General features: G+C 48.8%; 13 protein-coding genes. 9 read left to right on the top strand and 4 right to left on the bottom strand.

Annotation, left to right across the window (positions count from 1 at the left end):
* The coding region (locus BUB35_RS08190; protein WP_200777584.1) for a transposase at positions 1 to 190 on the top strand (190 nt) is incomplete at its 5' end.
* A 149-nt stretch (positions 191 to 339) separates the two neighbouring features.
* On the opposite strand, the gene BUB35_RS08185 is transcribed toward BUB35_RS08190, so the two are convergent.
* Both BUB35_RS08185 and BUB35_RS08180 read right to left on the bottom strand, forming a co-directional pair.
* Positions 340 to 1,536, bottom strand: coding sequence for an MFS transporter (locus BUB35_RS08185; protein WP_072850757.1), 1,197 nt, complete (start codon positions 1,534 to 1,536; stop codon positions 340 to 342).
* A gap of 38 nt (positions 1,537 to 1,574) precedes the next feature.
* Positions 1,575 to 2,444, bottom strand: coding sequence for a methionyl aminopeptidase (locus tag BUB35_RS08180; protein ID WP_072850755.1), 870 nt, complete (start codon positions 2,442 to 2,444; stop codon positions 1,575 to 1,577).
* Between the two features lie 224 nt (positions 2,445 to 2,668).
* Here BUB35_RS08180 and cysK point away from each other — a divergent pair, with 224 nt between their 5' ends.
* Positions 2,669 to 3,601, top strand: a complete 933-nt coding sequence (gene cysK / locus BUB35_RS08175) for a cysteine synthase A (protein WP_072850752.1) — start codon at positions 2,669 to 2,671, stop codon at positions 3,599 to 3,601.
* Between the two features lie 222 nt (positions 3,602 to 3,823).
* Here the strand turns inward: cysK and ytvI are convergent, their stop codons facing one another.
* Positions 3,824 to 4,888, bottom strand: coding sequence for a sporulation integral membrane protein YtvI (ytvI, locus tag BUB35_RS08170; RefSeq protein ID WP_072850750.1), 1,065 nt, complete (start codon positions 4,886 to 4,888; stop codon positions 3,824 to 3,826).
* A gap of 184 nt (positions 4,889 to 5,072) precedes the next feature.
* Positions 5,073 to 5,342, bottom strand: a complete 270-nt coding sequence (locus tag BUB35_RS18690) for a manganese catalase family protein (protein ID WP_330391129.1) — start codon at positions 5,340 to 5,342, stop codon at positions 5,073 to 5,075.
* A gap of 199 nt (positions 5,343 to 5,541) precedes the next feature.
* Here BUB35_RS18690 and BUB35_RS08160 point away from each other — a divergent pair, with 199 nt between their 5' ends.
* The 7 genes from BUB35_RS08160 to tet(W) all read left to right on the top strand — a co-directional run bounded on the left by BUB35_RS08160 (position 5,542) and on the right by tet(W) (position 12,239).
* Entirely contained in the window at positions 5,542 to 6,525 is a 984-nt protein-coding gene (locus tag BUB35_RS08160) for a DUF6017 domain-containing protein (protein ID WP_015573988.1), read from the top strand.
* 21 nt (positions 6,526 to 6,546) lie between these two features.
* Entirely contained in the window at positions 6,547 to 6,765 is a 219-nt protein-coding gene (locus BUB35_RS08155) for a DUF5348 domain-containing protein (protein WP_015573987.1), read from the top strand.
* An 80-nt stretch (positions 6,766 to 6,845) separates the two neighbouring features.
* Complete coding sequence (locus BUB35_RS08150; protein ID WP_072850748.1) at positions 6,846 to 7,328, top strand: PcfB family protein; 483 nt, start codon at positions 6,846 to 6,848, stop codon at positions 7,326 to 7,328.
* Positions 7,325 to 9,109 carry a VirD4-like conjugal transfer protein, CD1115 family gene (locus tag BUB35_RS08145; protein ID WP_072850746.1) on the top strand — a complete coding sequence of 595 codons (1,785 nt, stop codon included), beginning with the start codon at positions 7,325 to 7,327 and terminating at the stop codon, positions 9,107 to 9,109. Before BUB35_RS08150 ends, BUB35_RS08145 begins: the two co-directional genes overlap by 4 nt.
* Positions 9,106 to 9,333, top strand: a complete 228-nt coding sequence (locus tag BUB35_RS08140) for a hypothetical protein (RefSeq protein ID WP_015573986.1) — start codon at positions 9,106 to 9,108, stop codon at positions 9,331 to 9,333. The genes BUB35_RS08145 and BUB35_RS08140 overlap by 4 nt, the downstream gene beginning before the upstream one ends.
* Positions 9,334 to 9,538: 205 nt before the next feature.
* Positions 9,539 to 9,679, top strand: coding sequence for a Maff2 family mobile element protein (locus BUB35_RS08135; RefSeq protein ID WP_072850743.1), 141 nt, complete (start codon positions 9,539 to 9,541; stop codon positions 9,677 to 9,679).
* 640 nt (positions 9,680 to 10,319) lie between these two features.
* Complete coding sequence (gene tet(W) / locus BUB35_RS08125; RefSeq protein ID WP_002586627.1) at positions 10,320 to 12,239, top strand: tetracycline resistance ribosomal protection protein Tet(W); 1,920 nt, start codon at positions 10,320 to 10,322, stop codon at positions 12,237 to 12,239.
* Positions 12,240 to 12,283: the final 44 nt, after the last annotated feature.

Here is a 12,283-nt window from a genome sequence, read left to right as displayed (position 1 = left end):
ACACGCAAACTTAAAGTACAAGTATGGAAATCGACATTTTTGGTGTAGAGGATATTTTGTAGATACAGTAGGCAGATATGAAACGGCAATAAAAGAATACATCAAAAATCAGCTGGAAGATGATATTATGAATGATCAAATAAGTTTAAAGGAATTTACAGACCCGTTCACGGGTGAGCCGGTGAAATAAGGCATAAAAAGTGCCCCCGAGTAGGGGGCAGCCAGAGTTAAAAGTGTGGTTGCCAGACTATTCAATGCCCCCTTTAGGGGGCTACCACAAGAGATAGACCCTTATAGGGTCTGATCAAACCACCCGTTCAACGGGTGGTTTTGATTTTCTTATGATTCGGTACTTTTTTGCGTTTCAGAAAAGATAATGGGTCCTGTTTTTTCCGCGCCAAGGAAGAAGCAGATCAGACCAATGATGGCAATGCCAGCGGTCACCAGGATAGCCGCTGTGATGCCCCAAAGGGTGATGAAATGGCCGCAGAGAAAGCTGCCGGCGATGTTGCCGATGGTGATGGCAATGGTGATCATTGCCTGTCCTTTTACTTTGTCCCCGGCAGGAAGAATGGCATTTGCATAGTAAACAGAAGCCGGTGTGAACAGGGCAAAGGAAAAAATCTGTGTCAGAAAGGCCACGTAAATCAAAGGCAGAGTAGGTGCCAAGGGAACAAAAATGGCTTTCAGCACAAAAAAGATGGCAGTGAAACGTAAGATGTTGCCGCAGTCCCGTCCTTTGACGAATCTGGAAAAGCCGATCATCACGAAAAATTCCAGTACGGCTGTATATGCCATGACCTGCCCCAGTTCCTGATTGCCTTTGCCGATTTTCTGCAGAATCTGAATCATGTAGGTGTTGATGGCACTGTGGGAAATGAAAATGAGGATGATGCCCAGACAGAGGACAGCAAACCGATGGTTTTCCCGCAGTATGGAAACGGTGCCCCGAGAGGACACGATGGATGAGCCGCTTCGTTTGGTTTCTGGAAATGCCTGCAATAATACCGCCATAAGCAGATACAGCAGACTGCCGATGACAGGCAGACACCGCAGACCAAAAATCAGCGTCAAAGACCCAAGGAAAAAGGCAAGGACAGCATAGGACATGGAGCCGATGCCGCGGGCAGCGCCGAAATTCAGATAATATCCGTTATTGAGCAGATGCATGCCTAATGCGCTCAAAAGAGGCTGGAAGGCAAGATGCAGCAGAAGCAGAATCACATAACAAACGCCGGAAAGGGCTTGCTGTGGAAAGAAAAACAGCAGAACCATAGGGACGATGGTCAAAAGACAGATCAGCGTCATCAAAGACCGCAGAGAAAACCGCTTTCCCCGGTCAGCTGCCGCAGCCGCGAAGGGCTGAAACACTGCGGAAAAAACACAGGCCAGCGCAATGAGTGTGCCGACCTGTGAATCCGTAAAGTTTCTGTCTAAAAGGACTACGGCGGCAAAGGTATAGATGGCGCCGTAACTCATCCAGTAGAGTCCCTGTAAGGCGCTGTAACAGTTGGAAATGTGTTTGGAACCGTTCATAAATGCAACACCTCACGTTTTCATTTGTGTGAAATCTATCAATGGGTAATGACTTCTACGCCGTCTTCGGTGATGGCAACGGTGTATTCCCACTGAGCGGAAAGGGAACCGTCTTCTGTGTAGATAGTCCAGCCGTTTTCTTCATCCTGGAAGAAATCTTCTTCCCCTTCGTTTACCATGGGTTCGATGGTGAATACCATGCCGGGAACCAGCAGCATGCCGGTGCCTTTTTTGCCGATGTGGCATACATAAGGTTCTTCGTGGAAGTCGTTGCCAACACCGTGACCGCCGATGTCATGAAGGACAGTATAGCCGTGAGCATAAACATGTTTGCTGATAACTTCGCCGATGTCACCCAGATGACCCCAAGGTTTTACTTCTGCCAGGGCAAGGTCAACAGATTCTTTTGTGACTTCCACCAGTTTTTTTGCTTCGTCGCTGACCTGACCAATGCAGAACATACGGGATGCGTCTGCGTAATAACCATCCAGAATGGTGGTAACGTCTACGTTGATGATGTCCCCATCCTGCAGGATTTCATCGGGAGAGGGGATACCGTGGCAGATGACATCGTTTACGGATGTGCAGACACTCTTAGGGAATCCGCAGTAGTTCAGAGGTGCGGGGATGCCGCCGTGTGCGATGGTGTATTCATGAACCAGTTTGTTGATGTCTTCTGTGGACATGCCTGCGTGGATGTTTTCCGCTACCATATCCAGAATTTCTGTGTTCAGTTTGCCGGCTTTGCGGATGCCTTCCAGCTGTGCCGGTGTTTTGATGAGAGAGTGGGGAGGTACTTTTTCCCCTTTGGATTTCAGTTCTGCCAGTTTTTCGTCAAAATCTGCGTGGCAGACTTTATATTTTTTTCCGCTGCCGCACCAGCAGGGATCGTTGCGTCCGATTTTCATTTGAATCGTTCCTTTCTATATCTCAATCAATGAATATTTCCATTAAAATACTAGCACAAAAAAAGAACGTATACAAGGAAAAGAAAGCGAAACAAGCATGAAGTTTATTTGAAGGCAGCGGCGGAATGTGGTAATATGAGAACAGATGCAGGCTGAAAAAAATAGCTTGACATACAAAACCTATAGTGATACTATGTTTAAAAATCGCGGAAAGGATGATTCCCATGGCAAAGATTTACAAAAATATAGAAGAATTGATCGGCAAAACGCCGTTACTGGAACTGACACATTTGGAAGAAATCCATAATCTGGATGCGAAAGTTTTGGCAAAAGTGGAGTTTTTGAACCCCGGCGGCAGTGCCAAAGACCGTGTGGCAAAGAAAATGGTGGAAGATGCGGAAGCAAAAGGTCTTTTGAAAGCAGGCGCGACTATCATCGAACCTACCAGCGGCAATACGGGCATTGGTCTGGCTGTTATGGCAGCGGCAAGAGGCTACAGAGCCATCATCGTGATGCCTGACAGCATGAGTATGGAACGCCGTCTGCTCATGTCTGCTTTCGGTGCGGAATTGGTGCTGACAGAAGGGGCAAAAGGCATGGCTGGTGCCATTGCCAAAGCGGAAGAACTGGCAAAAGAAATCCCCGGCGCATTCATTCCCGGACAGTTTGACAACCCTGCAAACCCGCAGGCACATTATGAAACAACAGGTCCTGAAATCTATGAAGATACCGACGGCAAAGTGGATATTTTCGTGGCAGGCATTGGTACCGGCGGCACCATCACTGGGGTAGGTCGTTATCTGAGAGAAAAGAATCCCGATGTTCAGATTATCGGTGTGGAACCTGCTTCCTCTCCTCTGCTGACAGAAGGCAGATCTGGCAGCCATGGCTTGCAGGGCATCGGCGCAAACTTTGTACCTTCCATTCTGGATACAAAGCTGTATAACGAAATTATCACCGTTACAGAAGAAGCGACTTATGCAGCAGGCAGAGAAGTGGCACAGAAAGAAGGTCTGTTGGTGGGCATTTCCGCAGGGGCAGCCATCCATGCGGCTCTGGAAGTGGCAAAACGTCCCGAAAATAAGGGCAAGAACATCGTCGTTCTGCTGCCCGATACTGGCGACAGATATTTGTCCACACCCATGTTTCAGGCATAAAGTATAAGAAAAAAGCGTTTTCGGTAAAAGCAATTTCCCCTTAAGAAAACATTGATTTTCCTTTTCCTTAATTTCTTAAGGGGAATTGCAACGGCTGTCTTCATAAGAAAACATAACAAATAAAATCTGAACAAAATAAGAAAGCCAAAATCCTTTGTAATGATAAGGGCTTTGGCTTTTTTGTTTTCTTATGAAGATGCCCCTAAACCGAAAACGCTTTTTTTATGTGGTTGGTGGTTTTTCACGGGTCTGGAAGTATGCCTGCAGCATAACGGCAATGACAGGTCCCAGAATCAGACCCCAGAAGCCGATACATTTATAACCGAAGTACATGGAAAACAGTGTCAGCAACGGGTGCAGACCAATCTGTGTACCAAGAATCTTTGGCTGCATGATTTGCCGCATGATCTGTACAGCGGCGTAAATGACCATATAACCAATGGCAAGCTTGGGAGAGCCAAGAATCAGATGGATGACTGCACCCGGCCAGAGAATGAATCCGCTGCCAAAGAAAGGCAGGGCATCAATGATGGCGATAATGACGCTGAGCAGCAGAGCGAATGGAGAACGCAGCACCATAAGACCGATGAATGTGATGGCAAAGGTGTAAATCATCAGAATCAGCTGTGTTTTGATATAGCCCCATACGGATGTTTTCAGATTCCGCTTTGTATTATGGATGGATGTGCGGAACAGGGAAAGCACATATTTTTCATAAAGGCTGCGAATGAGGGCTGCATCTTTTGTGAAGAAATAGGAGGACAGCAGCGCAATGAGCACACCCAGCAGAAAATTCGGTACGGAAGTCAGGGATGAAGAACCTGTGCTCTGCACCAGAGAAAGCAGTATGGAGGACAGATTGCCCCGCAGCTGCTCTGTGGAGTTTTGAATCAGATTTTGCAGAGGGTCAGGCAGTACCACCAGCAGACTATCCAACTGTGTCCAAAACCGATTCAATGCGTTTTGAATCAGGAGCATGTACTGGGGCATGAGCCGCAGGAAAGATTGCGCCTGTGCGGCAATGCGATTGCCGATCAGCGCAACAAAAAGGGAGATCACCCCCAGAAACAATAGGATGGAAAACAAAGATCCAATCCAGCGGGGAATGTGCCGCTTTTCCAGATAAGTTGCCAGTGGACGGAACAGAAGGCTCAGCAGCCAGCCCACCAGAAAAGGCAGAAAAATCGGGAACAAGTAGCGGAAAAAGAGAAAACAAAACAATATGGTGCCACCCAGAATGAGAAAATCCTGAAGAGCCTGTCTGTTTTTCAAATAAAAATCGCGCATACGGCGGTCACCTCCCAATGCTGTGCGTCATACACAAGCATATGAATCTTACTTCTTATTATAAGACTTTTTCACAGAAAGAACACGTTTTTTTCTATGATTTTCATGAAAAGAAAAAGGCATACAAAAAACAGGAAGCCTGTTGGGGATAACAAGGCTTCCTGCTGCTTTTTGGGGAGTTTGTTTATTTGTTCTGGAAGAACCAGTGTTTTTGATTCAGATGATCTCTGGCAATTTCCAGTGCTTCGCCGAACCGCTGGAAGTGCACCACTTCCCGTTCCCGCAGGAACCGCAGGGGAGCCAGAACGTCCGGGTCTTCCGCCAAGTCGATGAGGTATTCATAGGTGCTGCGGGCTTTCTGCTCTGCTGCAACTGCGAAAGAACAACATATCATGTAAAACAGATAGGACAAGCTGCTTTCATACACGCTAAAACTGAATATTGAACCGCACAAGCGGCGTTTCTCATTCCCACACCGGGAAAACAGGAACGCCGCTATTTTTATGCCCTCGTGTTACGCAGTAGGGGCAGAAAAAGCCTTGATTTATGCGGCTTCCAGAACGGAAAACTGTCGGGGCAAGGGAAAGATACCTTTTCCCCTCAAATCCCCGTTCTGCTGCGTAACAAATCCACAGCAAAGGAGCTGATAAGCTATGGCAGTTTTCAGAGTGGAACGGAACACGGGATATACCGTAATGAGCAACCACCACTTACGCAACAAGGAGCTGACCTTGAAAGCAAAGGGCTTGTTGTCGCAAATGCTCTCACTTCCCGAAGATTGGGACTATACCCTTGCGGGGCTGTCCCATATCAACCGGGAGCAAATCGACGCTATCCGGGAAGCGGTGCGGGAACTGGAACGCGCCGGGTATATCGTCCGTTCAAGGGAACGCGACGCAAAAGGACGCCTGCGGGGTGCCGACTATGTGATTTATGAGCAGCCACAGCTACCGCCTAAACCGGATTTACCTACGTTGGAAAATCCAACATTGGAAAATCCAACGCAGGAAAACCCTACGCTGGAAAAACCTACGCAGGAAAATCCAATGCAATTAAATAAAGAGATACAAAGAACTAATCTATCAAAAAAAGAAAAATCAAATACTGATACACAAAGTACCCATTCCATTCCTATCCTTTCCCCTAACCCCTCTCCCTTAGAGGGACAAGCGGCTGCGCCGCAGGAACGGAAACGAAAGGAACCGAACGACGCATACCGGGTATATGAGGAAATCATAAAAGACAACATTTGCTATGACATTCTCAAACAGGATATGCCCTACGACCATGACCGGATAGATGAAATCATTGACCTTATCCTTGAAACGGTCTGCACAAGACGCAGGACAATCCGTATCGCCGGGGACGACTACCCGGCAGAGCTTGTAAAGTCAAAGTTTATGAAACTGGACAGCGAACATATCCGGTTCGTCCTTGAATGTATGAGGGAGAACACCACGAAGATACGCAATATCAAGCAGTACCTGCGGGCGGCACTGTTCAACGCGCCGTCCACTATCGGCAATTACTACACTTCCCTTGTCGCCCACGACATGGCAAGCGGCGCACTGGCTCCGCGAAAGCCCCAGTTTGGCGACCCGGACTATTATTCCTGCAACGAGGGCGAAAGCCTGTAAACAGAAAAAGGAGGATTTTTTATGGCACAGAGAACCGGAGCATTGGTATTTGACGAGCTGACCGACCGTTACGACATTCGTTTTGACCTTAACGCCTACTACGGGGGCTTACATTGTGGGGATTGTCTGGAAGTGTTTGTAAGGGGCAAATGGAAGCCGACCCGCATGGAGTACGGGCAGAACTGGTATCTGGTGGGTATCCGCGCCGAGGACTTGAACGGACTTAGGGTGCGGATTTAATAAAACGGCAGGCACAGGGCAGCCGGAAATGGCTGCCTTTTTCTGCCTGGACACAGACTTTTGCGAAAGGAGGACGATAATTGCAGGAGGAAGTCAATGAAAAAGTGATTGCCCTGTCAATCAAGACCGGGAAGCTGTCTGCGGAAGTGCTGCAAAAATCCATGAAATTCTTTCTCTCACAGGTAAAGAAACAGGCAGACAGGCGGCAAATGCCCCACGGCAAACAGACCCTAAAGCAGCTTATGAAGCAGAATGCAGGCGTTTCCAATATCGAAATCACGAAGGACAATATCAAAGCCTTTGAGAGTACCGCGAAAAAATACGGGATTGACTTTGCGCTGAAAAAGGACGCGACGGAAAGCCCGCCCCGGTACCTTGTTTTCTTTAAGGCGCGGGACGCTGACGCGCTGACCGCAGCCTTTAAAGAGTTTTCCGCAAAGAAGCTCTCACGGGAGCAGAAGCCTTCTATCCGAAAGGCGTTAGCCGTTTTCCGGGATAAGGCGAAACAGCTCAATGCGAACCGGGAGAAAGTCAAGAACAAGGAAAGGGGGATTGAGCGTTGAACAACTTAGACTTGAAAAAGCTGATTATCCCGAATATCCCCTATCTGCTCTTTGTCTGGCTCTTTGGCAAAGCAGCGCAGGCGTTCCGCTTATCGCCGGGGGCTGACCTGTCCGAAAAGCTGCTTGCCCTTGGGACGGGATTTTCCGCAGCCTTTGAAAATGCTGCGCCGAGCTTACACCCTATGGACTTGCTCATCGGCATAGCGGGGGCGGTGCTTATCCGGCTGATTGTCTACTTCAAGGGCAAGAACGCGAAGAAATACCGGAAAGGCGTGGAATACGGCTCTGCCCGTTGGGGAAATGCCGAAGATATAAAGCCGTATGTAGACCCGGTGTTTGAAAACAACGTCATTCTGACCCAGACCGAACGGCTGATGATGAGCAGCCGACCGAAGCAGCCGAAGTATGCAAGGAATAAAAATATCCTTGTAATCGGCGGTTCCGGCTCCGGCAAGACGAGGTTTTTTGTGAAGCCGAACTTAATGCAAATGCACAGCAGCTATGTTGTCACAGACCCGAAAGGGACTGTCCTTGTGGAATGTGGGAAGCTCTTACAGCGGGGCGGGTACAAGATAAAAGTGCTGAATACGATAAACTTCAAGAAAAGTATGCACTATAACCCGTTCGCCTATCTCCGCAGCGAAAAGGACATTCTGAAACTGGTAAATACCATAATCGCCAACACCAAAGGCGACGGGGAAAAATCCGGGGAGGATTTCTGGGTAAAATCGGAACGGCTCTTTTACTGCGCCCTTATCGGCTATATCTGGTATGAAGCCCCGGAGGACGAGAAGAACTTTACGACGCTGCTTGAAATGATTAACGCAAGCGAAGCCCGCGAGGATGACCCGGATTTTCAGTCCCCGGTTGACCTCATGTTTGAGCGTCTGGAAGAAAAAGACCCGGAACACTTTGCCGTAAGGCAGTATAAGAAATTCCTGTTAAGCGCGGGCAAGACACGTTCCTCAATCCTCATAAGCTGCGGGGCGCGGCTTGCCCCCTTTGACATACGGGAGCTGCGCGAACTTCTGGAAACCGACGAAATGGAGCTTGACACACTGGGCGACCGCAAAACGGCACTGTTCGTTATCATCAGCGATACAGACGATACCTTTAACTTTGTCGTATCAATCCTTTATACGCAGCTTTTCAACCTCTTGTGCGATAAAGCCGACGATGTGTACGGCGGGCGGCTGCCCGTCCATGTGCGCTGCCTTTTAGACGAGTTTGCGAACATCGGGCAGATACCGAAGTTTGAAAAGCTGATTGCCACCATAAGGAGCCGGGAAATATCGGCTTCTATCATTCTGCAATCGCAGTCACAGCTAAAGGCAATCTACAAGGACAATGCCGATACCATCGTCGGCAACTGCGACACGACCCTTTTCTTAGGCGGCAAGGAAAAGACCACGCTGAAAGAAATGTCGGAGCTTTTGGGGAAAGAAACCATTGACAGCCTTAACACATCTGAAACCAGAGGGCGGGAGCTGTCCCACGGGTTAAATTACCAGAAGTTAGGCAAGCAGCTCATGTCGGAGGACGAAATCGCCGTCATGGACGGCGGGAAATGTATCTTGCAGCTAAGGGGCGTGCGCCCGTTCTTTTCCGACAAGTACGATATAACAAAGCACCCGAAGTACAAATACCTTTCCGACTATGACAAGAAAAACGCCTTTGATATTGAGCGTTACATGAAACGCCGCCCCGCAATCGTCAAGCCGGAGGAACCCTTTGACTGTTACGAAATCAGCGAAGCCGATTTGCAGGAGGACAAACCATGAACCGACGTATCAGAAAGAAAAAAGAGAAACAGCAGCGGGAAATGATAGAAAACCTTGCGGCGGCACTTGTGGAGCTTCAAGAAGCCATTGACGCCGCAGAAAGGGAATACTGGCGAAAATGGGCGGAAGAAAGCACCCGGCGTTTTGTTGAAGCACTTTTCCGCCAGTATGGACACCCAGACGTGAGAAAGGAGGAATCGCAGCAGCTAACAATCAGATTATAACTATCGGTTACATGATACGCGCGCCCACTGAAAAAACCATGTTTCCCTATGTTTACAACTGAATACCGCTGCGCCGCAGGACTTTACGCGGCGCGGGGAGCCGCCGGAACCCGGCGGCACATGACCGCGGCAGTTACCAAAACTGACCGCCGTTTTTTATGCCCTTTTCCGGGCAGCCGCTATCGCGGCAGGAAAGGAGAAATTCATGGCATTTTTTAACAGCGCAATCGAAGTATTACAGACCCTTGTTATCGCACTGGGAGCCGGACTTGGTATCTGGGGCGTGATTAACCTTCTGGAAGGTTATGGAAACGACAACCCAGGGGCAAATGCTCATGTACGGTAAGGAAGCAAGCAACCGAAAACAAGAGATAGACCGCCAGCACTACACTATTCCGAACCAAAGACCAAAAGATAAGCATTGTGGGAAAATCTAAACTTTTGGATTTTCCTACAATGCCAACTACGGCGGAATCCCTCCCACTCCTTATATCTTTCTGTATACATTGAATTTGTATTTAGTAAAATGCAGACAACACCACGGATCGGCTTTTGGTTGGACAATTCCAACCAAACACCACAGCAGACAGCAGAAAACATTCTGAACGCTAGGAAGCCGGTATGATTGTTACATATAAGGGGAAGAAAAATTTCTTTTAGGTACTTGCTTTCCTAAAACTGATGTGATATAATAGCTTCATTCCAGAAAAGGAGTAAAAAATATGCGGCAAGGTATTCTTAAATAAAACTATAATCAAATAGTGGGAACAAAGGATTATGATAGTTCCTTTTATGGGGGCTTGGTTTTTTGTACCCAATTTAAGAATACTTTTGCCTTATCAATTTTGACATATCCAAAAAACAGCAATCACAAACAGGTGTATGCTGTATATGTGTATGTCCGCAAATTATAATCCCCAGTGGTAAAAGTATTTTACTGCTGGGGATTTTTATGCCCTTTGGGGCTGTAAAGGGAGGACAATCACATGAAAATAATCAATATTGGAATTCTTGCCCATGTAGACGCTGGAAAGACGACCTTGACGGAGAGCCTGCTATATGCCAGCGGAGCCATTTCAGAACCGGGGAGCGTCGAAAAAGGGACAACGAGGACGGACACCATGTTTTTGGAGCGGCAGCGTGGGATTACCATTCAAGCGGCAGTCACTTCCTTCCAGTGGCACAGATGTAAAGTTAACATTGTGGATACGCCCGGCCACATGGATTTTTTGGCGGAGGTGTACCGCTCTTTGGCTGTTTTAGATGGGGCCATCTTGGTGATCTCCGCTAAAGATGGCGTGCAGGCCCAGACCCGTATTCTGTTCCATGCCCTGCGGAAAATGAACATTCCCACCGTTATCTTTATCAACAAGATCGACCAGGCTGGCGTTGATTTGCAGAGCGTGGTTCAGTCTGTTCGGGATAAGCTCTCCGCCGATATTATCATCAAGCAGACGGTGTCGCTGTCCCCGGAAATAGTCCTGGAGGAAAATACCGACATAGAAGCATGGGATGCGGTCATCGAAAATAACGATGAATTATTGGAAAAGTATATCGCAGGAGAACCAATCAGCCGGGAAAAACTTGCGCGGGAGGAACAGCAGCGGGTTCAAGACGCCTCCCTGTTCCCAGTCTATCATGGCAGCGCCAAAAATGGCCTTGGCATTCAACCGTTGATGGATGCGGTGACAGGGCTGTTCCAACCGATTGGGGAACAGGGGGGCGCCGCCCTATGCGGCAGCGTTTTCAAGGTTGAGTACACCGATTGCGGCCAGCGGCGTGTCTATCTACGGTTATACAGCGGAACGCTGCGCCTGCGGGATACGGTGGCCCTGGCCGGGAGAGAAAAGCTGAAAATCACAGAGATGCGTATTCCATCCAAAGGGGAAATTGTTCGGACAGACACCGCTTATCAGGGTGAAATTGTTATCCTTCCCAGCGACAGCGTGAGGTTAAACGATGTATTAGGGGACCAAACCCGGCTCCCTCGTAAAAGGTGGCGCGAGGACCCCCTCCCCATGCTGCGGACGACGATTGCGCCGAAAACGGCAGCGCAAAGAGAACGGCTGCTGGACGCTCTTACGCAACTTGCGGATACTGACCCGCTTTTGCGTTGCGAAGTGGATTCCATCACCCATGAGATCATTCTTTCTTTTTTGGGCCGGGTGCAGTTGGAGGTTGTTTCCGCTTTGCTGTCGGAAAAATACAAGCTTGAAACAGTGGTAAAGGAACCCTCCGTCATTTATATGGAGCGGCCGCTCAAAGCAGCCAGCCACACCATCCATATCGAGGTGCCGCCCAACCCGTTTTGGGCATCCATAGGACTGTCTGTTACACCACTCTCGCTTGGCTCCGGTGTACAATACGAGAGCCGGGTTTCGCTGGGATACTTGAACCAGAGTTTTCAAAACGCTGTCAGGGATGGTATCCGTTACGGGCTGGAGCAGGGCTTGTTCGGCTGGAACGTAACGGACTGTAAGATTTGCTTTGAATACGGGCTTTATTACAGTCCGGTCAGCACGCCGGCGGACTTCCGCTCATTGGCCCCGATTGTATTGGAACAGGCATTGAAGGAATCGGGGACGCAGCTGCTGGAACCTTATCTCTCCTTCATCCTCTATGCGCCCCAGGAATACCTTTCCAGGGCTTATCATGATGCACCGAAATACTGTGCCACCATCGAAACGGCCCAGGTAAAAAAGGATGAAGTTGTCTTTACTGGCGAGATTCCCGCCCGCTGTATACAGGCATACCGTACTGATCTGGCCTTTTACACCAACGGGCGGAGCGTATGCCTTACAGAGCTGAAAGGATATCAGGCCGCTGTCGGTCAGCCGGTCATCCAGCCCCGCCGTCCAAACAGCCGCCTGGACAAGGTGCGCCATATGTTTCAGAAGGTAATGTAAAGATACATAATCGTCAAGACGGCAACAATCAGAAGTTATGGAGG

It is taken from the genome of Anaerotignum lactatifermentans DSM 14214 (genome assembly GCF_900142265.1).
GTDB lineage: Bacteria > Bacillota > Clostridia > Lachnospirales > Anaerotignaceae > Anaerotignum > Anaerotignum lactatifermentans.
Note: the sequence above shows the minus strand (reverse complement) of the source record. Positions and strands in the feature narration are given on the sequence as shown.